This is a genomic window from Neisseria zoodegmatis, assembly GCF_900187305.1.
In the GTDB taxonomy this organism is placed as follows: Bacteria; Pseudomonadota; Gammaproteobacteria; order Burkholderiales; family Neisseriaceae; genus Neisseria; species Neisseria zoodegmatis.
In genome coordinates, this window is the sequence record NZ_LT906434.1 from 2,310,870 (window position 1) to 2,330,851 (window position 19,982).

At 45.7% G+C, this 19,982-nt stretch carries 20 protein-coding genes and 1 tRNA gene; 8 read left to right on the forward strand and 13 right to left on the reverse strand.

Features of this window, described 5'->3' with window-relative positions:
- Positions 1-8: 8 nt before the first annotated feature.
- The 4 genes from rpmI to CKV66_RS10925 form a co-directional block, all read right to left on the reverse strand.
- Positions 9-206, reverse strand: a complete 198-nt coding sequence (rpmI, locus tag CKV66_RS10910; protein ID WP_004284178.1) for a 50S ribosomal protein L35 — start codon at positions 204-206, stop codon at positions 9-11.
- Positions 207-357: 151 nt separating this feature from the next.
- A complete protein-coding gene (gene infC / locus CKV66_RS10915) occupies positions 358-879 on the reverse strand; it encodes a translation initiation factor IF-3 (protein WP_085362725.1) in 522 nt (173 codons plus the stop codon).
- A gap of 171 nt (positions 880-1,050) precedes the next feature.
- Positions 1,051-2,955 carry a threonine--tRNA ligase gene (gene thrS, locus CKV66_RS10920; RefSeq protein ID WP_085362724.1) on the reverse strand — a complete coding sequence of 635 codons (1,905 nt, stop codon included), beginning with the start codon at positions 2,953-2,955 and terminating at the stop codon, positions 1,051-1,053.
- Positions 2,956-3,042: 87 nt separating this feature from the next.
- Positions 3,043-3,119 (reverse strand) — tRNA-Val (locus CKV66_RS10925).
- 256 nt (positions 3,120-3,375) lie between these two features.
- On the opposite strand from CKV66_RS10925, the gene grxB reads away from it, so the two are divergent.
- Positions 3,376-4,023 carry a glutaredoxin 2 gene (gene grxB, locus CKV66_RS10930; RefSeq protein WP_085362898.1) on the forward strand — a complete coding sequence of 216 codons (648 nt, stop codon included), beginning with the start codon at positions 3,376-3,378 and terminating at the stop codon, positions 4,021-4,023.
- Between the two features lie 84 nt (positions 4,024-4,107).
- Here the strand turns inward: grxB and ccoP are convergent, their stop codons facing one another.
- Genes ccoP through ccoN form a run of 4 tightly spaced genes read right to left on the reverse strand, consistent with a single transcriptional unit; the run spans position 4,108 to position 7,743 of the window.
- Positions 4,108-5,466 carry a cytochrome-c oxidase, cbb3-type subunit III gene (gene ccoP, locus CKV66_RS10935; protein ID WP_085362723.1) on the reverse strand — a complete coding sequence of 453 codons (1,359 nt, stop codon included), beginning with the start codon at positions 5,464-5,466 and terminating at the stop codon, positions 4,108-4,110.
- A 30-nt stretch (positions 5,467-5,496) separates the two neighbouring features.
- Complete coding sequence (locus CKV66_RS10940) at positions 5,497-5,664, reverse strand: cbb3-type cytochrome oxidase subunit 3 (protein ID WP_085362722.1); 168 nt, start codon at positions 5,662-5,664, stop codon at positions 5,497-5,499.
- A 4-nt stretch (positions 5,665-5,668) separates the two neighbouring features.
- On the reverse strand, positions 5,669-6,280 hold the full coding sequence (gene ccoO, locus CKV66_RS10945) for a cytochrome-c oxidase, cbb3-type subunit II (RefSeq protein WP_054599977.1): 612 nt from the start codon (positions 6,278-6,280) through the stop codon (positions 5,669-5,671).
- A gap of 26 nt (positions 6,281-6,306) precedes the next feature.
- The gene (ccoN, locus tag CKV66_RS10950) at positions 6,307-7,743 is read right to left on the reverse strand and encodes a cytochrome-c oxidase, cbb3-type subunit I (protein WP_181792186.1); all 1,437 of its coding nucleotides are present in this window, start codon (positions 7,741-7,743) and stop codon (positions 6,307-6,309) included.
- 323 nt (positions 7,744-8,066) lie between these two features.
- On the opposite strand from ccoN, the gene CKV66_RS10955 reads away from it, so the two are divergent.
- Both CKV66_RS10955 and CKV66_RS10960 read left to right on the forward strand, forming a co-directional pair.
- Positions 8,067-9,821 (forward strand): M61 family metallopeptidase, encoded by a 1,755-nt coding sequence (locus CKV66_RS10955; RefSeq protein WP_085362720.1) that lies wholly within the window; start codon positions 8,067-8,069, stop codon positions 9,819-9,821.
- Positions 9,822-9,882: 61 nt separating this feature from the next.
- On the forward strand, positions 9,883-10,314 hold the full coding sequence (locus tag CKV66_RS10960) for a TIGR01244 family sulfur transferase (protein WP_085362719.1): 432 nt from the start codon (positions 9,883-9,885) through the stop codon (positions 10,312-10,314).
- A 192-nt stretch (positions 10,315-10,506) separates the two neighbouring features.
- On the opposite strand, the gene CKV66_RS10965 is transcribed toward CKV66_RS10960, so the two are convergent.
- Entirely contained in the window at positions 10,507-12,078 is a 1,572-nt protein-coding gene (locus CKV66_RS10965) for an inorganic phosphate transporter (RefSeq protein ID WP_085362718.1), read from the reverse strand.
- A gap of 225 nt (positions 12,079-12,303) precedes the next feature.
- Here CKV66_RS10965 and CKV66_RS10970 point away from each other — a divergent pair, with 225 nt between their 5' ends.
- Positions 12,304-13,407: an anhydro-N-acetylmuramic acid kinase gene (locus CKV66_RS10970; protein ID WP_085362717.1), complete on the forward strand. Its 1,104-nt coding sequence runs from the start codon at positions 12,304-12,306 to the stop codon at positions 13,405-13,407.
- 12 nt (positions 13,408-13,419) lie between these two features.
- Here CKV66_RS10970 and CKV66_RS10975 read toward each other — a convergent pair whose 3' ends face one another.
- The 4 genes from CKV66_RS10975 to CKV66_RS10990 form a co-directional block, all read right to left on the reverse strand.
- A complete protein-coding gene (locus tag CKV66_RS10975) occupies positions 13,420-14,037 on the reverse strand; it encodes a Maf family protein (RefSeq protein ID WP_085362716.1) in 618 nt (205 codons plus the stop codon).
- Positions 14,034-14,876, reverse strand: a complete 843-nt coding sequence (locus CKV66_RS10980; protein WP_085362715.1) for an SDR family NAD(P)-dependent oxidoreductase — start codon at positions 14,874-14,876, stop codon at positions 14,034-14,036. The genes CKV66_RS10975 and CKV66_RS10980 overlap by 4 nt, the downstream gene beginning before the upstream one ends.
- Before the next feature lie 266 nt (positions 14,877-15,142).
- Positions 15,143-15,526 carry a hypothetical protein gene (locus tag CKV66_RS10985; protein ID WP_143773784.1) on the reverse strand — a complete coding sequence of 128 codons (384 nt, stop codon included), beginning with the start codon at positions 15,524-15,526 and terminating at the stop codon, positions 15,143-15,145.
- 55 nt (positions 15,527-15,581) lie between these two features.
- Positions 15,582-15,959 (reverse strand): hypothetical protein, encoded by a 378-nt coding sequence (locus CKV66_RS10990; RefSeq protein WP_085362713.1) that lies wholly within the window; start codon positions 15,957-15,959, stop codon positions 15,582-15,584.
- Positions 15,960-16,558: 599 nt separating this feature from the next.
- Between CKV66_RS10990 and CKV66_RS10995 the strand changes: the two genes are divergently transcribed.
- The 4 genes from CKV66_RS10995 to CKV66_RS11010 all read left to right on the forward strand — a co-directional run bounded on the left by CKV66_RS10995 (position 16,559) and on the right by CKV66_RS11010 (position 19,788).
- Entirely contained in the window at positions 16,559-16,969 is a 411-nt protein-coding gene (locus tag CKV66_RS10995; protein ID WP_085362712.1) for a YqaA family protein, read from the forward strand.
- A gap of 221 nt (positions 16,970-17,190) precedes the next feature.
- Positions 17,191-18,204: a ferrochelatase gene (gene hemH / locus CKV66_RS11000; protein WP_085362711.1), complete on the forward strand. Its 1,014-nt coding sequence runs from the start codon at positions 17,191-17,193 to the stop codon at positions 18,202-18,204.
- Positions 18,205-18,350: 146 nt separating this feature from the next.
- Positions 18,351-18,689, forward strand: coding sequence for an iron-sulfur cluster insertion protein ErpA (erpA, locus tag CKV66_RS11005; protein ID WP_085362710.1), 339 nt, complete (start codon positions 18,351-18,353; stop codon positions 18,687-18,689).
- Between the two features lie 427 nt (positions 18,690-19,116).
- Positions 19,117-19,788: a hypothetical protein gene (locus CKV66_RS11010; RefSeq protein WP_095197885.1), complete on the forward strand. Its 672-nt coding sequence runs from the start codon at positions 19,117-19,119 to the stop codon at positions 19,786-19,788.
- Positions 19,789-19,982 lie beyond the last annotated feature (194 nt).

The window sequence follows — 19,982 nt, forward strand, 5'->3', positions numbered from 1 at the left end:
CAAACTCCTTAAGCGTAGGGTAACATTTTAGCAACAGAAGCCAAATCGCGTTCGTTTACCATAGAGGTACCACGCAATTGACGTTTGTTTTTAGTGGTTTTTTTGGTCAAGATGTGACGTTTGAACGCATGAGCGCGCTTCACACCGCCATTACCCAGTACTTTAAAGCGTTTTTTAGCGCCCGACTTGGTTTTCATTTTAGGCATGGGATAACTAACTCCATATCATTTTATTAGATAAGGCATAAGGGGTTTTAAAGCTGAGTTTAAAAACTTGAAACCCTGATACCACGGTTTTTGCCGTAAATAAAACAGGCTTACTTCGCACGGCATCGAAAGCAAGCTGCAAATTATAGCTTTATTTCTTTTTCGGCGCAATCATCATAACCATTTGACGGCCTTCCATTTTGGGAAACTGTTCAACAGTCCCTACTTCCGCCAATTCTTCTTTTACCCGTTCGAGTAATTGGGCACCTAATTGCTGATGCGCCATCTCGCGACCACGGAAGCGCAAGGTAACTTTTACCTTATCGCCATCCGCCAAGAAGCGGTTAATATTGCGCATTTTGATTTGGTAATCGCCTTCATCCGTACCCGGACGGAATTTGATTTCTTTAATTTGTACCTGCTTTTGGTTTTTCTTGGCTTCGTCGCGTTTTTTAGCCTGTTGGTATTTATATTTACCAAAGTCCATGAGTTTACAAACAGGCGGTTTGGCCGTTGGTGAAATTTCTACCAAATCCACATCCTGCTCTTCTGCCATAGCCAAAGCTTCTTTTACAGAAACCACGCCAAGCTGTTCGCCTGTGCCACTGATTAAACGCACTTCTTTAGCGGTAATTTCGCCGTTGATTCGTGCTTCGCGTTCTTGTGCGATGATACTTCTCCTATTAAGGTTAATTCAGAAATGCACTTATTCATACATATACAGTGCATGACGATTTTAAAAATTTCCTGATTTCAGACGGCCTTTCTTAAGCCTTCTTACATTCAAACTCAACTTATAAGCTCTTCAATTCTAACTATACATTACCAAAGAGCATAGCAAACTTTAAAAATCTGCTTTCAATTCTTCTTGAAGACGTGCAATAAACTCTTCAACTCCCATGCTGCCTAAATCTTCAGCCTTACGGCGCACGGCCACTTTGCCGTCTTCTTTTTCTTTTTCGCCTACCACAATTTGATAGGGGTAACGGTATTGGCTGTTATCGCGAATTTTGTAGCCGATTTTTTCATTACGCAAATCCAATTCAGCACGGAGACCAGCTTTACGCAATTTTTCCACGACTTCCCGACAGTAACCGGCTTGTTTCTCGGTAATGTTCATAACCACCATTTGCACCGGAGCTAGCCAAAGCGGGAAAGATCCGGCATGGTTTTCAATCAAAATGCCGATAAATCGCTCCATTGAGCCGAGAATCGCACGATGCAGCATAACCGGTCTTGCGCGACCGTTATCTTCTGTTACATATTCCGCGCCTAAACGCTCCGGCAGTACAAAATCCAGCTGGATAGTACCGCATTGCCATGATCGGCCGATCGCATCTTTGATATGGTATTCCACTTTAGGGCCATAGAATGCGCCTTCGCCTGGCAGCTCTTCCCATTCTATATTGCAAGCCGTCAAAGCATCACGCAAACCTTGCTCTGCTTTATCCCAAGTTTCGTCCGAGCCGGCACGTTTCTCAGGTCTTAAAGAAAGTTTCACGCTCACATTATCAAAACCGAATTGCTTATAAATTTTCATAACCAATTCGTTAAATGCTTTGGCTTCTTGCGTAATTTGCTCTTCCGTACAGAAAATGTGTGCATCATCTTGAACAAAGCCGCGCACCCGCATCAGACCATGCAAAGCGCCGGAAGGTTCATTGCGGTGACAAGAACCAAATTCAGCCAACCGCATAGGCAAATCGCGATAAGAGCGCAAACCATGGTTAAAAATCTGCACATGACCGGGACAATTCATTGGTTTTACAGCATATTCACGTTTTTCCGATGCTGTTAAAAACATATTGTCTTTGTAATTATCCCAATGACCGGATTTCTCCCAGAAGGATTTATCCATAATCTGCGGGGTTTTCACTTCTCGATAACCAGCCGCCTCCAGCTCATTGCGCATATGCTGTTCGATAATTTGCCAAAGCGTCCAACCGCGTGGATGCCAAAAAACCATTCCCGGCGCTTCATCTTGAAGATGGAAAAGATCAAGCTGTTTACCCAATTTACGGTGATCACGCTTCTCAGCCTCTTCCATGCGGTTAATATAGGCTTTTAAATCTTCTTTACTTGCCCAAGCCGTACCGTAAATACGTTGCAGCATTTCATTGTTGCTGTCACCTCGCCAATAAGCTCCGGCCAACTTGGTCAATTTGAAATTTTTCAGAAAACGGGTATTCGGCACGTGAGGGCCACGGCACATATCTACATATTCTTGATGATGATACAAGCCCATCGCATCTACTTCGGGCATATCGTCAATCAAACGTAATTTGTATTCTTCTCCGCGCTCTTCGAATGTTCGAATCGTTTCTGCGCGAGGTGTCATCACTTTAATCACGTCATAATCTTGAGCAATCAGCTCTTTCATGCGTGCTTCTATTTTGGCGACATCTTCCGGCGTGAACGGTTTATCGGTAGCAATATCGTAATAAAAGCCGTCTTCAATTACCGGCCCGATAACCATTTTAGCATCGGGATAAAGCTGTTTAACTGCATGCCCAACCAAATGTGCACAGGAGTGGCGGATAATTTCCACACCCTCTTCGTCTTTTGGCGTGATAATCTGCAACTGCGCATCTGCATTGATTTTGTCTGACGCATCCACTAACACGCCATTTACTTTGCCTGCTACCGTGGCTTTCGCCAAACCCGCACCTATTGATGCAGCCACATCAGCCACGCTTACGGGTTGTTCAAACTGGCGGACTGAACCGTCAGGCAAAGTAATATTGATCATCAAGTGCTCCAAAACCGATAACAAGCCTTTTCAGACGGCCTGATAAAATAATGAACAACAAACGATACAAGTTTGTTGTTATGAAACTGGTAGGCTCGATTGGATTCGAACCAACGACCCCCACCATGTCAAGGTGGTGCTCTAACCAACTGAGCTACGTGCCTATATATAAAGGTGTAAATTATATTGTTGTTTGCATGCTTTTACAAGTTTGGGCATAGGGTGGATTTCTCCTTGCAAAAGCGATGTTGTATATAGCTTCTTCACCTTTACAAACAAGCTGTCCAATGCAAGTAAAGGCAAGATCTCCACTCCTACTCTTTCATATTTATAATGCCGTATAACTACGAGGCCTGCCGCAAACTACCCCTTAAGTTATAATGTGCACACGATTATCTATATCTATAAAGGAATAAAATGATGAAACTCTACATTTACGACCACTGCCCTTACTGCGTCCGTGCACGCATGATCTTAGGCTTGCGAAAAATAGATGTCGAACAAGTAATATTACAAAATGATGATGAAGCAACGCCGATCAGCATGATCGGTGCCAAGCAAGTTCCTATTTTGCAAAAAGAAGATGGTTCATATATGGGCGAAAGTTTAAACATTGTCCGCTATTTAGACGAATTATCCGGTCAAGGCCGTCTGAAAGAAGAAATCAGACCGGAAATACAAATATGGCTCGACAAAGTTAATACATACTCTTCCAAACTAATCCAACCCCGAGATGTTTTGATTGACTTGCCGGAATTCTCCACACAAAGTGCTATTAATTATTTCGTTCACAAGAAAGAAAAAAATATCGGCAGCTTCAAAACCAACCTAGAAAAGACGGATGAATATTTACAGGTGCTTCACGCAGATTTGGATGAATTAGCCAACCTGATTAAATCAGACAATGCTTTGAACGGGGAACTCGGAATGGAAGATATCCATGTATTTCCCATATTACGGAATCTTACGATTGTCAAAAATATAGCCTTTCCCGAAAAGGTAGAAGCCTATATAAACAATATGAGTCAGCTGACCAATATCGACTTATATACTAATAGGGCCGTTTGAAAAAGTTTTATCAACTTTAAAGGTACCATCAAAAATTAAAAAGCCACCCTTCTGGAAAGGGTGGCTTTTATCCAAATGCAGAAATTAATTTTCTACTTTTACTTCTACACGGCGGCCTGCGGCATCATTCCCTTGGGCAGCTGTCGTATTTTCAGGTTTACGCAACTCAATATTTTTTGCATCAATACCTTGTTTAGTCAAAAAAGCTTCTACGGCTTGAGCGCGTTTTTTAGAAAGTTCAGCATTCGCTGCAGCATTACCAGTGCTATCGGTATATCCGCTGATAACCAGCTTCTTACCTTCTTTACCTGCCTTGATTAAATCAGGCAAGATCTTATCTGCATTGTCGGCAACATCGCTCTTGCCGGTAGCAAAATAAAATATAGCAACGGCTTGGCCTGCTTGAGTATCATAAACTACATCGGCTTTATCTTCAGCAGGAACCACTTGAGCTGCGGCTGGAGTTGAAGCTTCTGATGCCTTGGTATCGGCTTTCTTCTGCGGAGCAGCTTTACCGTCTTTGTTGGATAATCCCCAAACATAAGCAGTCATAATATGAAGCTTATCTTTATCCAAGAAATTATCCCACGCAGGCATTTGGTTGTGGCGGCCATTTGTAATGGTTTCGATAATGGCTTTTTGAGTTCCACCCCACAACCATACATCATCGGTCAGATTAGGACCTAGCCCCTGTACACCCTGCCCCTTATCACCGTGGCAAGTGAAACAGTTAGCCGGGCCGCCGTGGAACAAAGCTTTACCACGCTCAGCACGTGTTTCATCGTATTTATCTGCGGTCTTAGCTGACAAAGACATAACGTAGTTTGCAACGTCTTTAACCCGCTCCTCACCCAAGGTCGGCCCCCAAGCAGCCATGATACCTACGCGGCCTTTTTTAATGGTTTCCTGAATCTGAGCAGGTTCTCCGCCCCACAACCAATCATGGTCTGTTAGATTCGGGAAACCTTTAGAACCTTTGGCGTCAGAACCGTGGCACTGAATACAGTAAGTATCAAAAAGGTTTTTACCGATACTGCGCGCTTGAGGATCTTTTGCAACTTCTTCGACGGGCATTTTGGCAAATTTAGCATACAGCTTGCCATATTGTTCATCGGCTTTTTTAACTTCTTTTTCATACTGGTTTGTACTCGTCCAATTCAAGTAACCTTTATAGTCACCCAAACCGGGGTACAGGAATAAATATACCGCACCAAAAACCCATGTGCCCACATAAAGCCAAAACCACCAGCGCGGCAAAGGGTTATTATACTCCTCGATGCCGTCCCATGAGTGCCCCATGGTTTTCACATCTTCTCCTTTCGGAGGAGCTTTCACTTTATTTTGAGATAAAAGCAGCCAAGCCAAACCGATAAAGCTGAGTAAAACGATAACGGCAATATAAATATTCCAGAAATTACTGGTAAATTGTGAAGTTGTGTTCATTATTTGCTCCGTTGTCACGGGGTAACCGGGTTAATGCCCGCTTTTATCATTATCGGGGGTATCGTCATCTTGCATGATGCTGTTGGCAGCATCGTCGTAATTACGTTTATTGCGTTTGCTCAGCACTATGTAAAGAACCAAAACAAAACTAATAAATACCCAAACGGTAAACAGCGAGCGAACCCAGTTGATGTCCATGATGTTACCTTACATTTTTCAGTGCCAAGCCCAAGCCTTGCAGATAAGCAATCACAGCATCAAGCTCTGATTTGTTTTCCAACTCTTGGGGAGCTTTTTCAATTTCTTCATCGCTGTAAGGCGTTCCGACTGCACGCAGTGCTTTCATATTGCTAACAGTTGCTTCCACGTTAACTTTATTACGAGCCAGCCACGGGAATGCAGGCATGTTAGATTCCGGCACAACATCACGGGGATTCAACAGGTGGATACGGTGCCATTCATCTGAATAGCGACCGCCTACACGAGCCAAGTCTGGACCGGTACGCTTGGAGCCCCATTGGAACGGACGGTCATAAACCGACTCACCACCCACAGAATAGTGTCCGTAACGCTCGGTTTCCGCGCGGAAAGGACGAATCATTTGAGAGTGGCAGTTGTAACAACCTTCACGCACATAAATGTCTCGCCCCGCCACTTGCAAAGCAGAATACGGTTTCACACCCTTAATCGGCTCGGTAACCGACTTGGTAAAGAACAACGGTACAATTTCGATCAAAAGTCCGAAGCTGATAACCAAGAAAGTGAATACAATCAATACTCCGACTTTTTCTTCGACTAATTGTTGCAATTTCATTTTGGTAGCCTGTCTTTCTTGTATTATTAGTGGTGTTGTGCTTGTGAAACGGCAGGAATTTCAGCATCAACCGGTTTGCCGCCGATAACGGTACGGTAAACGTTGTATGCCATAATCAGCATGCCGCTGAGATACAGTACGCCACCGGCAAAGCGGATCATGTAGAAAGGCATACTGCGTTTTACAGACTCAACAAAAGAATAGGTCAATGTGCCGTCATCATTCAACGCACCCCACATCAAGCCTTGCATCACGCCTGAAATCCACATAGAGGAGATATACAAAACAACACCGATGGTCGCAATCCAGAAGTGCGCTTCGATCAATTTGATGCTGTGCATTTCTTTGCGGCCGAACAAACGGGGGATCAAATAATAAATCGCACCGATGGTAACAAAACCTACCCAACCCAAGGCACCTGAGTGTACGTGACCAACAGTCCAGTCGGTATAGTGGCTCAAGGCGTTAACGGTTTTGATAGACATCATCGGACCTTCAAAGGTAGACATACCGTAGAAGGACAGAGAAACAACCAAAAACTTCAAGATAGGATCGGTGCGCAGTTTATGCCATGCACCTGAAAGCGTCATAATACCGTTGATCATACCGCCCCAAGAAGGTGCAAAAAGAATCAACGACAGAACCATACCCAAAGACTGTGTCCAGTCAGGCAATGCAGTGTAGTGCAGATGGTGAGGGCCTGCCCACATATAGGTAAAAATCAAGGCCCAGAAGTGAACTACTGACAAACGGTAAGAATAAACCGGACGACCTGCTTGTTTAGGCACAAAGTAATACATCATACCCAAGAAGGCAGCAGTCAAGAAAAAGCCCACCGCATTGTGTCCGTACCACCATTGAACCATGGCATCAATCGCACCGGAATAAACCGGATAAGATTTCATCATGCCTGAAGGAATGCTGATGTTGTTCACGATGTGCAGCAGTGCCACGGCCAAAATAAACGCACCGTAGAACCAGTTGGCAACGTAAATATGCTTGATTTTACGTGTGGCGATGGTACCGAAGAACACAACGGCATAGGCAACCCATACCAATGCAATCAGGATATCAATCGGCCATTCCAACTCTGCATACTCTTTACCTTGGGTATAACCCAAAGGCAAGGTGATTGCTGCGAGCACAATAACCAGCTGCCAGCCCCAAAACGTAAAGGCAGGCAGAAATTTGCCGCCGAACAAACGCACGTTACATGTACGTTGAACAACGTAATAAGACGTAGCGAACAAGCCGCAGCCGCCGAAAGCGAAAATCACGGCATTGGTATGCAGAGGACGGATACGGCCGAAGTGGAACCACGAGCCGACATCAGAGAGGTTAAGCACAGGAGCAAACAATTGGGCGGCTGCGATAACGCCGACCAACATACCCACAATGCCCCAAACTACAGTCATGATGGCAAATTGGCGCACCACCTTGTAGTTATAAGTTTGCGTTTCCATAAGGGTCTCCATTAAACATGGCAGTTAACACTTATCGGTTTGCTCCGGCTTGCTTAAACACACCAAAGATACACCCGATTTTTCTTAATTTAACACCGCTCGGTATTTATTGAGCATACTTCACGGCAATTTAACTTGCACATTTTAAATCAAAACCTGTACGACACCAAGTTTAATCGGTAGAAAAGCCGATTTCTCAGTATAAATGCAGGTTGCTTTCCATCATATTTTGTTAGATTATAGATTCCCTAAATTGTCTTTCTTGATTCAGGTCAAATACTTTCCAATCAAAAATACAAAACTTAACAATCAAAGGCAGGCGCATGCTCCGATATACTATCCGCCCGAAAACCTTGTCACACGAGTGGCAGGTTTTCTTGAGCTTCGAGCACAAAAATAACAATCCTTTACAAATCAATCTTCCAAACTGGGTACCGGGCAGTTATCTCATTCGGGATTTCTCCCGTCATATTGTCAGCATAGAAGCATCTTGCGACGGGCAACCCCGCAGCCTGACGCAATTATCGAAAAACTGCTGGCAAACCGAATCCATGAGTGGAAAGTGGGAAATCCGCTACACCGTATATGGATTCGATTTATCTGTACGCGGTTCGTTCCTTAATCAAGAGCGCGGTTTTTTTGACGGCGCGTGTTTATTGCTGAACGTATCGGGTTTAGAGCATCTGCCGCACCAAATCACATTCCAAGACTTGCCAAACTCTTGGGAAATAGCCACCACTTTGCCTCAAATCCGCAAAGGTGTTTTTCAGACGGCCTCTTATGCCGAACTGATTGACCACCCCGTAGAGCTTGGCCGCTTTGAAACTTTGGCATTTGAAGCCGGCGGCATTCCGCACCGCATTGTTTTGAGCGGCGTTTACCGCGATTTCGACCGCGCAAGATTAACCGGCGATATACAAAAAATTTGTTCCGCCCAGCTGAATATGTTCCCCTACCCTGCCCCGTTTGAAGAGTATCTGTTTCTACTTCATGTAGGCGACGACCTCTACGGCGGATTGGAACACATCAGCAGCACGGCTCTGCTTGCAGACAGAAACAGCCTGCCGCCCTGCAATATGGTTGAACCCAACGAACAATATATCCAACTGCTGGGGCTGTTCAGCCACGAATACTTCCACGCATGGAACGTGAAATCCATCAAACCCGAAACCTTCGTACCTTACGACCTCAATCAAGAAAGCTACACCGAGCAACTGTGGGCATTTGAAGGCATTACCTCTTACTACGACGATTTGTTTTTGGTGCGCAGCGGCGTGATTACGCCGGAAGCCTATCTGAAACTGCTGGCCGCAAACATCACACGCGTGCAGCAAAACAGAGGCCGTCTGAAACAAACACTGGCTCAATCCAGCTTTACGGCGTGGAATAAATTTTACAAACAAGACGAAAACAGCCCCAACGCTATCGTCAGCTATTACCAAAAAGGCGCTTTGGCGGCCTTGTGTCTGGACTTACTAATCCGCCAAAAAAGCGGCGATCAAAAAAGCCTCGACAGTGTGATGCAGCACCTGTATCGCCAATGGCGTGAAAACGGCCGCGGCATTGCCGAACAACAATGGCAAGAGCTTTGCCAAGAAATCACCGGCCTTGATTTGCAGGCATTTTTTCAGACGGCCTTATACTCAACCCGCGATCTACCACTTGAAGCCTGCTTAAAATACGGTGGCATATCATTAAATTGGCGCGCTGCTCCGCGCGATCACGGCGGCGGCCTGCTGAGCGATGCACCCCAAGCAAACAGCTTACCCGCCACCGACTTAGGCGCCCGTTTCAAACAAACTTCAGACGGCATCACGCTTACCCATGTTTTAAACGGCGGCAGCGCGGAGCAAGCGGGATTGTGCCCGCAAGACAAAATCATCGCGCTCAACGGCTTTGCCTGCACCGCCTTTGAAAAACAATGGCCGCAATTCCAAGCCGGCGAACAAGTCCGCGTGCATTACTTCCGACAAGGCGTGTTGCGCGAAACGCTTTTAACCGTACAGGCCATCGAAGCGGATACCGCGTTTCTACACACCGCCGACCCTGTTTTGCTCGACCGCTGGCTGAAACATTAACTCTCTGTTTTCAGACGGCCTCCAACCAAAGCTCAAGATTTCTATATAGAAAGGATTCATCATGGCGATCAAACAACTTGCAAACCAACTGTATGTTTCCCCTCAGTTGACTCAAGCAGACATACAGGAAGCCGCGACACTCGGCATTAAAAGCATTGTGTGCAACCGCCCCGACGGAGAAGAGGAAAGCCAACCCGGCTTTGAACAAATCAAACAATGGTGCGACGAAGCAGGTATCAAACATGTTGTGCATCAGCCTGTTGTCGCCCCCGCCATCAACCGCCAAGATGCAGACCGCTTTCAAGCATTGATCGCCGATGCCGAGCAACCCGTATTGGCCTTCTGCCGCACCGGCACACGCAGCTGCCTGCTGTGGGCTTATCATCAAGTAGCGAACGGCCTGCCGGTTGCCGAAGCCATTTCAGCAGCCAAAGAGGCCGGTATTGATTTAACGGCTTTTGAAGCGCGTTTGCAGGAAAACGCCACCGGTTAAATTGAAGTTGATAAAAAACGCGGAACCTTCAATCAGGTTCCGCGTTTTTTAGTTAACTACTGTTCAGATATCTGCTTTATCTTTATCCCCAACAATCTCTTCAACACGATTATTGAGAAAACTTTTATCCAAATTTGATGCAATATTTTTCAGACGGCCTCAAGGTATTTCTCCCTTCAGGCCGTCTGAACATTATCCGAATACGGTGCGTAAAACCAAGAAACACACCACAGACAATACGGCCGCTGCCGGTAAAGTAATCACCCAAGCCAAACCAATGGGTTTCATCAATGCCCAGTTGGCGTTGCGGTTTACCAAACCGATACCCAAAACCGCGCCAACCAAGATATGCGTGCTCGACACCGGCAAGCCCATCAGAGAAGCCAACATCACCACCGATGCCGCTGCCAATTCAGCAGCAAAACCGGAAGAAGGATGCATTTCCGCCAAGCTGGTACCTACGGTTTGAATCACTTCTTTACCGATAAACCACAGGCCGACGATCAAAGCAATACCAAAAGTCAGCATGGCCACGGGCGGAACGGGAGCTTGTGCACCGACATCACCGGTACGCAATACATCCATAATGGCGGCAAACGGGCCGATGGCGTTGGCAATATCGTTGGCACCATGGCTGAAGGCAAAACCGGCAGCGGTAAACACCTGCATCCAACTAAAGATCAGGAAAGTAGATTTCGCCAAGTCTTTGCGTTTGAGCGTTTTGGCATAGATAAAGGTTGCCATCCAAATCGCCGCACCAATCATGAAGATGGTCAGGAAACTACCCACATTGCTCATGCCCAATTCCAGATTTTTCAAGCCTTTGAAAATAAGCATGGCCGCAATCATCATCCCGCCTAACGAGGCAATAATCGGCACCCATGAATGCAGGGCTTTGTAGGCATCGATGCTGTTTTTGCGGTTATCGATTTCATACAGGCCTTTGTAGTATGAAGACTCAAGCTCGTTCGGATCTAAATCAGACTCGCCGTAAATCTGCGCATCACGCGCCATAGCGGTGGCGCATTCAATTTTTGCAGCTTCGTCCAAGCCTTCGAAATACAAACGGTGTTGAGTTTTATAAGCTTTTTTCTCTTGCTTGATGGATTTCAGATTTTCTTCGGCTTCGGTGTTGTAATCCAAAACGTGTTTTTTAATTTGGGAAAACAAAACGTATGAAACCAAGCCGCCAAGCACAGGGGAAAGCACCCACGAAATCGCAATTTCGGCGATATTGTCCCATTGAACCAGCGCAAACGAACTCGCTCCGCCGCTGCTTACCACGCCCAAACACAATGCGCTGCCGACAATACCGCCGATGATGGCGTGGGTTGTGGATACCGGCAGGCCTTTTTTCGTAGCAAACAGCAGCCACAAAGCGGCAGCCAACAGAGCCGACATCATAATGTACACAAACTGCATCGGCTCCAAATTCATCTGATTCAGATCGATAATGCCTTTGCGGATGGTATCGGTAACCTGTCCGCCGGCAATCACCGCCCCGCTCACTTCAAAAATCGCGGCAATAATCAACGCTTGGGGAATCGTCAACGTACCTGCACCCACGCTGGTGCCGAACGAGTTCGCCACATCGTTACCGCCGATGTTGAACGCCATAAACACACCAAAAAAAGTGGCCAACAGAAACAGCATGGTATGGTTTTGGTTGGTATAGCCCAAACCCCAGAAAATAAAATAGCCGACCATGCCCAACAGCAAGGCGGCAAATGCAAGGTTGATTTTCTGTATAGATGGTGAGTTCATGAAATGGTGAACCTCGTTGTTTACATTAAAAATGAACGGGATAATAACCGCTGTAAATAACTTTCGCCTGCGTACCACACGGACACGCCCGCAACATTTTTTACACTACTATTATAAAGATATTGCCGCATGCCGTCATGCAAATACTTTATTGGAATTTCTATCGGCCTCATTATCTATTTAACAAAATAACGCTACAATAAGATTTTTTCAGACGGCCTCATCATGGATTCCCAACTTTATATCGGTTTGATGTCCGGCACCAGCATGGACGGTGTCGATGCCGTGCTGGTACGCATGAACGGCAACCGCTGGCTGGCAGCCGAAGCCCATGCGTTCACGCCTTATCCCGGCCGTCTGAAACAAGATTTGCTGGCGCTGCAAAATACCGGCTTTAACGAGCTGCATAACAGCATGATGCTGGCACAAGAATTAAGCCGGCTATATGCCGAAACCGTGCACAAACTGCTGGACTCATGCCGTCTGAACCCCAAACAGATTACCGCAATCGGCTGCCACGGCCAAACCGTGCGCCACGCTCCCGAATCGGGATACAGCATACAACTGGCCAACCTGCCCCTTCTGGCCGAACTGACCGACATCATGACCATCGGCGACTTCCGCAGCCGCGACATCGCTGCAGGCGGGCAAGGCGCTCCGTTGGTTCCCGCCTTTCATCAGGCCTTATTTCAAAGCGATACCGAAACCCGCGTTGTGTTAAACATCGGCGGCATTGCCAACATCAGCGTGCTCCCGCCGCACCAACCCGCCTTCGGATTCGACACCGGCCCCGGCAATATGCTGATGGACGCTTGGGTTCAGCATATATGGCAGCAGCCGTATGATGAAAACGGCAGCAAAGCTGCTCAAGGCCAAGTGCTGTCGTCGCTTTTAGAAGAATTACTCGACCATCCCTACTTTTCGCAACCTTATCCCAAAAGCACAGGGCGCGAACTGTTTTCCCTGCCGTGGCTGCTGCCGCGTCTTTCAGACGGCCTCAACCCTCACGACGTATTGAAAACCCTGCTCGAATACACATCGCAAAGCATTTTCGATGCCGTTGCCTATGCCGCTCCTCAAGCAAGCCATATTTTTGTGTGCGGCGGCGGCATACAAAACTCAGCCTTAATGGCCAGCCTTGAGCAACGCTTCTCCAACACCCCAATCAATCTTCACAGCAGCCATGCCTTGAATTTACACCCTCAATGGATGGAAGCTGCCGCATTCGGCTGGCTCGCCGCCTGCTGGGTCAACCGCGTTCCCAGCAACCCTTACCACGCCACGGGAGCGGGCAAGCCCTGTATTTTGGGTGCGGGTTATTATCCTTAACACGCAGGCTTTTCAATCCAAACTTGAGGCCGTCTGAAAAGGCGGCACGACCAAGCCCAATGTTTTCAGCAATTCCACCGTTTCAAACACAGGCAGCCCCATCACGCCGGTAAAGCTGCCGGAAAGATTTTGTACAAACATTCCGCCCAGCCCCTGAATACCATAGGCACCTGCTTTGTCCATCGGTTCCCCGCTGGCAATGTAAGCGCGGATTTCTTCATCTTCCAAAGGCTTAAACACCACATCGCTCTGCTGCATCAGCGCATGGGTTTTGCCTTGCCAATAAACGCACACAGCCGTCAGCACCTGATGCGTCGTGCCGGACAAACTCTTCAACATTGCAAAAGCATCCTCAGCCGATTCGGGCTTGCCCAAAATATGATTGTGCAAAGCCACCGTCGTATCAGCACTCAAAAGCGGATATTCGGGCGCAAACGGATATTGCCCCTGCCAATGGGCAACGGCCGCAGCGTTTTTTTCAAAAGCCATACGCGCCACATAAGCCGCCGCCGACTCATGCAAATACGGCGTTTCATCAATTTCAGCGGGCAAACGGGCAATGCGGTAGCCTAAGTTTTCCAAAATTTCGCGACGGCGCGGGCTTCCCGAAGCCAGATAAAGCGTATTCATTTCCCCTGCCCTTCTACCGCCCCGCGTTGCAAACGGTCCAGCAATCTTGTCGGCAACAAACGTTTCAAATACCAAAACAACACCGTAGGGAAAGTCACCAAATAGCGTGCTTTGGGATTAGGGGCAGTCAACGCCTTCACGCAAATCGCCGCACAGTCCGCCGACGACATCGTAAAAGGCGCGGCATTACCTTCTTTTTCAAGGCGGTTTAACTGATAGCGGTAGTTTTCAGCATGCACGCTAGCGGCAATATCAATGTGTTCATGCAGTTTCTTCAAAGCATTTTGGCGGAACTTAGTGGCAATCGGCCCCGGCTCAACCAAGCTGATAAAAATACCGCTGCCGTGCGTTTCATGGCGCAAGGTATCGCACATGCCTTCCAAGGCGAATTTCGTACTGTTGTAAGCCCCGCGCCACGGCATGGCGGCAAAGCCCAAAATACTGCTGTTCACCAAAATCCGCCCATGCCCCTGACGGCGGAATACCTTCATCGCCAGCGTAATGCACTCCCAAGCGCCAAATACATTGGTTTCAAACTGTTCCCGCAACGCTTCACGCGGCACGTCCTCCACCGCCCCCACCTGCCCGTAACCGGCATTGCAAAACAGCGCATCCAAAGTGCCGCCCGTTTGCTGCATCACCGTATCAAAAGCCGAACGGATGCTTGCACTATCGGCCACATCAAGTTGAAGCGCATCCGCCAGCCCTTCGGCGCGCAACCGCTCCACATCATGAAGGCTTCGGCAAGACGCAAACACCCTCCAGCCGGCTTGATGCAGTTGTTTGGCCGTATCGTAGCCGATGCCGCTGGAACACCCCGTTATCAAAATCGTTTTCATTAATTTTCTCTTATCAATCCATGTTGAACATTCCAAACCTGCGCCAGTATATCGCAATGTTTCAAAATAAAAAGGCGGCTTCCTCATTACGGATATATCCAAGCCAATGTATCGGTACACAATCATGCCACATTTTCACACGGTTTAATCTTGCATTATTCTTGCTTCTATCCTCAACCGTATCTATACAAAACCTTCATCCGCATACAATGAGGCCGTCTGAAAATCTCTTTTCAGACGGCCTCATCAAAACCGATACTACAAAATTACAAACGTTGCACCCTTTGTTTCAGGACGGCGATTTTCTCTTTCAAATGAGTTACACGAGCATGCCACAACATCAATCCCGCAGACACAATTAAATATATAGTCAACACAATACCGCCGGTTTGGTAATCACCAAAATCTTTCAACGACACCACGTTACCCGCTCCCGCAATCAGGGAAATGTTCGGTGCGATGAGAATGGCAAAAATCACACCACACACAACCAAGCAGGCAACCAGCAACAACATTCCCACACGGAAACGCCAGTTTTTAAAACGCGCCAGCACCAAGCCTATTCCAAACAGTACCGCTCCGACCACAGAAAACACCAGCAATGCCGACCATTTATCTACCACCGTCTGCGTCGAAATAAACGACGTCAAACCAAACATATAAAAACAAAATAATGCACCAGAGTAAAATATCACACTTAAAAAACTACGCATTACCTATCCCACCGGAAGTTTGAAAATAAAAATGTGTTCGGGAGCGGAATAAAAAATAAACGATACAGATAAACAATACCGAGCCGTAAAGCAACATCGGCTGCTCGGGAGACACCGTCAAATTAAACACTATTCCTGCCACACCGCACAATACATATAACCACCGCCCCCAATTCAAAGCCTGAAGCATGGCCACGCCTACCACGATATTAATAACAGCCCCCCAACCGTCGGCAACATTGATCCCAACCAACAAAGGCATATGGCGAATCACTTCCTGCACATCAGGATGACTGCGGCTTACCGTCATAACCAAAACTGACAATAGCGACATAATAATCAAAAAATAGGCAAAAACCGTTACAAACATCGGCCGTTTCATAATTGAACTTATCCAAATCAATACATAATTTAACAAATGTCATTATGCCAAATAAATCACATGCGTGACTATATTTATGATAAACGGTTAAATTAACAGACCGAAATTCACTTTACCTATATTCGAGCAATATTTTTCAGACGGCCTCGCATAGCCGGCAAAAAATCTAAAATTATAAATTATTTTATATAAAACAATATATTATATTCAGGATTAACTGTCTTATAGAATTTATAGTTTCAAATCGAAACACGGAAAACACTTTTTACACTAAAAATGGCGCTTTCCATTCTTGCAACAAATTTGCAACACGCATTGTGCTAACAATGAGATTTACAGAAAATTTTACCGTCTAAAATCGAAACAAAATTTACTTAAATTTAACATAAATATACTAAATCAAAGATTTTACGATTCAAAAAAACAGGAAATTTTGGCTATTTTTACAAACCCATCATTTTGGTCAAGCCCTGCCATACAGATGGGCAAGGAAACAGCTTAACGGTACAAATCTTGATAGCCGCCATCTCGCGCGACATCCACACACTCAGCTAAAATACCAAAATTGCCATCCTTACCAACTGCCAATGGAATTATTCTGGCCTTATCTTGCCCTCGCCTCTTCCTCGTTCACATCAGCCACCATCCTACCCGGCACCTCAGAGGCCGCTTTTATTTTATTTGTTACCAACCATCCCTCAGCACAAATAGAAGCACTCTTCATCGCCGGTCTATTTAACGGTTTAGGCAGCGTTGTCTCTTATTTTATGGGGCGATACATACCGCTCCGTAAAAGGCCGTCTGAAAAAATATCCAATCTACTTCAACACTACGGCATTTGGAGCCTACTCTTTGCATGGCTGCCCATATTAGGAGACGGACTGCCGATTGCTGCCGGCTGGTTAAGACTGAATGCTTGGAAATGCAGCACAATTTTAATTACCGGCAAATTCATACGCTACGCCATGTTACTGGCAGGATTGAAATTTTGGATGTAAATCCATACATCTTCTAAAACCGATATCAGCACATTTCAAAAGGTCATACCTTAAGTCTCTTCATATCTAACTAAACTCATAATATCCCATTAATAGAAATCAACAATTTATCTTACTGTTAGGTAAAACCAATCTTAATCTAACAATACCCATCTTCAGGTTTTCTCTAGCAGGAAAATACCGTAAGATGCCGTCTGAAAACACATTGTCAGGATACCTACATGCCACGCTTCCTTCCCGAGCCCACCAAACCCCATTCTCACCAACAAAAAACCGCCGTACTGCTACTCAACCTAGGAACGCCCGAAGCACCAACCGCCGAAGCTGTCCGCCCATATTTACGCGACTTTCTCTCAGATAAACGCGTGGTAGAACTCCCCGGACTGCTTTGGCAGCCGATATTGCGCGGGTTGGTACTGACACTGCGCCCCCAAAAAAGCGCTCACGGTTATCAAAAAGCATGGCTGCCTGAAGGTTCCCCATTGGCCGTTTATACCCAAAAACAAGCAGAATTGTTGGCCGAAAACCTACCTAATGTTATCGTGCGCCACGCCATGACCTACGGCTCACCGAGCGCAACTCAAGTTTTAAGCGAATTAAAAGCACAAGGCGTAACCCAAGTGTTGGCCATTCCCCTTTATCCGCAATACGCCGCCTCAAGCACAGGCGCCGCACTGGATAAAATATTTGAAGTGTTGCTTAAACAGAGAAATCAAATAAGCCTCCGCACCGTTTCCCGCTTTTATGACAACGCACACTATATCGATGCCATGAAACAGCAAGTAGAAGCCTTTTGGTCACATCATGGCCGCGGAGAAAAGCTGATGCTAAGTTTTCACGGTATTCCGCAAAAAAACCATGATCAAGGCGATCCCTATCTCCACGAATGCCATCAAACCGCCGAATTATTAGCCGACGCCTTGTCACTTACAAAAAGTGATTACATCGTGTCCTTTCAAAGCCAATTCGGCAAAGCAAAGTGGATAGGCCCAAGCACGCAAAACCTATTTGACGAACTCCCAAAACAAGGCATAACCAAACTAGACGTTTTCTGCCCCGGCTTTGTCAGCGACTGCTTAGAAACCATGGAGGAAATCGCCATCGCAGGTAGAGAGCAGTTTCACGCAGCCGGCGGCCAGCAATATCAATACATACCTTGTTTGAACACCCACCCTGCATGGATTAACGCTTTAACCAATATAGCCAAACAAAATATTCAAGGTTGGAACCATTAAACCGTTTTCAGACGGCCAGAATAACATCTTGCTGTTTTCAAAGACCCCTATTGAATTTATACTAAACAGCCTAAATTTAGATGAGTAATACAGCTCGCTCGAGCAACGAAACACACCATCACAAGCATTTGTAAAGGAATAGAATCATGTCAGAAGAAACCCCGATTATCTTCACAGAAAGCTGCTGTGCAAAAGTAGCCGATTTGATCGCAGAAGAAAACAATCCCGATTTAAAACTACGTGTCTTCGTTAATGGAGGTGGCTGCTCAGGCTTTCAATACGGCTTCACTTTCGACGAAATCAAAAATGATGACGACTTTGAAATTGAAAAAAACGGCCTGACTTTCTTAGTCGATCCGATGAGCTATCAATACTTGGTAGGCGCAGAAATCGACTATACTGAAAGCTTGCAAGGCTCACAATTCGTCATCCGTAATCCCAATGCCACCACGACCTGTGGCTGTGGCTCTTCTTTTTCAGTCTAAACAGCTACTAAAATTGAGACAAAATAACAGGCGACCTGGTAAAAAAGGCCGCCTGCTATTTATAAAGCAGCGAGAAAGAGCATTCTGACGAAAAACTGCCTACAAACTTCCTAGCTCGCCTTTCAAGCTGTCTGCAAATAAAAAATTTACATCTTGATAAAGACATAATTTATAATTATGCGACCCTTTTAAAAAATTCAAAAATCATAAAATTTTAATTTTTTTTAGTTTAATACCCGTTTGTATGTAAGCTATCGTAAATTTTTACCGCTTAGATACATTTAACTGACAAAAATCAGTTAATAGCATACCCTTATTCTCCGATATTTAAGAATCGGGTTTAACCAAAGAAATTGCCTTTGGTAATTTTGCGACTACACAACATGAACAACAAATCCGAAATTCCACAGCAAGACTTTACGGAAGAATAATGCAGAATCAAAAATTGTATGATGTCTACGTGTCTTATCCTCCCGGCGTAGACAAAGAAAGAATCAATGCTTGCCTTCTCGATAATTTACCCGAGAATGAGGCCAATGACTTAATTCAAGCATTGGCCGAACGGCCTCAAGCTATCATTGCTGAAAACTGCACCAAAGACGAGCGTGAAAATGCACAGCATTATTTCAGCTATCTAGGCTTAGATGTGATTATCCGTCATTCACTCGAATTATTGCCGGATGAAAATGAGGATGAAGAAGAAGTAAAAAAAATCGTCGATCAATGCCCAGTTTGCCGAACCATAATAGAAAATCCGGAAGATACCCCCGAATGCCCGACCTGTCGCTTACACTTCTCTTCTGCAACCGAAGCAGTAATACAGCGTAAACGAATAGAATGGGAAGAAAAAGTAGCTTTCCAACATAAAAAACAACAGGAAATCGCTTTAAAACTCCACCTTGAACAGCAAGCAGAAGAGAAACGCTTGCGTAAACAAATTAGAGCGGAGCTGGAAGAAAAACTTGAACGGGAACTCGGCCGACCAAGCTGGAAATCTTTTTTAAAAGGACGTAAAGCTTTATTGTTAGTTGTATTTATTTTGCTTATCGGACTTATTTTAATTGGCGCCGGCTACTTTCTTGCACGCTTTATGAAATAAATTACGAAATCAAACAAAAAAGCTCTAAACTTCAATAGAATCAATCTATTAGTTTAGAGCTTTTTATATACTGAAAATTAGTTATGCCGCACATAAATTTTGTTTCGCTATGGAGTTACCCGCCTTAGATCGAAGAGATCGACTTTATAAGCCACTGAATTGATTAATCTTACACGCTTTCTCGACCACTTTTA

Bases quoted from the DNA above. Each gene is read 5' to 3' on its own strand.
- rpmI (WP_004284178.1), bottom strand. From the start codon at position 206: ATGCCTAAAATGAAAACCAAGTCGGGCGCTAAAAAACGCTTTAAAGTA.
- thrS (WP_085362724.1), bottom strand. From the start codon at position 2,955: ATGATCAATATTACTTTGCCTGACGGTTCAGTCCGCCAGTTTGAACAA.
- grxB (WP_085362898.1), top strand. From the start codon at position 3,376: ATGAAACTCTACATTTACGACCACTGCCCTTACTGCGTCCGTGCACGC.
- ccoP (WP_085362723.1), bottom strand. From the start codon at position 5,466: ATGAACACAACTTCACAATTTACCAGTAATTTCTGGAATATTTATATT.
- CKV66_RS10940 (WP_085362722.1), bottom strand. From the start codon at position 5,664: ATGGACATCAACTGGGTTCGCTCGCTGTTTACCGTTTGGGTATTTATT.
- ccoO (WP_054599977.1), bottom strand. From the start codon at position 6,280: ATGAAATTGCAACAATTAGTCGAAGAAAAAGTCGGAGTATTGATTGTA.
- ccoN (WP_181792186.1), bottom strand. From the start codon at position 7,743: ATGGAAACGCAAACTTATAACTACAAGGTGGTGCGCCAATTTGCCATC.
- CKV66_RS10955 (WP_085362720.1), top strand. From the start codon at position 8,067: ATGCTCCGATATACTATCCGCCCGAAAACCTTGTCACACGAGTGGCAG.
- CKV66_RS10960 (WP_085362719.1), top strand. From the start codon at position 9,883: ATGGCGATCAAACAACTTGCAAACCAACTGTATGTTTCCCCTCAGTTG.
- CKV66_RS10965 (WP_085362718.1), bottom strand. From the start codon at position 12,078: ATGAACTCACCATCTATACAGAAAATCAACCTTGCATTTGCCGCCTTG.
- CKV66_RS10970 (WP_085362717.1), top strand. From the start codon at position 12,304: ATGGATTCCCAACTTTATATCGGTTTGATGTCCGGCACCAGCATGGAC.
- CKV66_RS10975 (WP_085362716.1), bottom strand. From the start codon at position 14,037: ATGAATACGCTTTATCTGGCTTCGGGAAGCCCGCGCCGTCGCGAAATT.
- CKV66_RS10980 (WP_085362715.1), bottom strand. From the start codon at position 14,876: ATGAAAACGATTTTGATAACGGGGTGTTCCAGCGGCATCGGCTACGAT.
- CKV66_RS10990 (WP_085362713.1), bottom strand. From the start codon at position 15,959: ATGTTTGTAACGGTTTTTGCCTATTTTTTGATTATTATGTCGCTATTG.
- CKV66_RS10995 (WP_085362712.1), top strand. From the start codon at position 16,559: ATGGAATTATTCTGGCCTTATCTTGCCCTCGCCTCTTCCTCGTTCACA.
- hemH (WP_085362711.1), top strand. From the start codon at position 17,191: ATGCCACGCTTCCTTCCCGAGCCCACCAAACCCCATTCTCACCAACAA.
- erpA (WP_085362710.1), top strand. From the start codon at position 18,351: ATGTCAGAAGAAACCCCGATTATCTTCACAGAAAGCTGCTGTGCAAAA.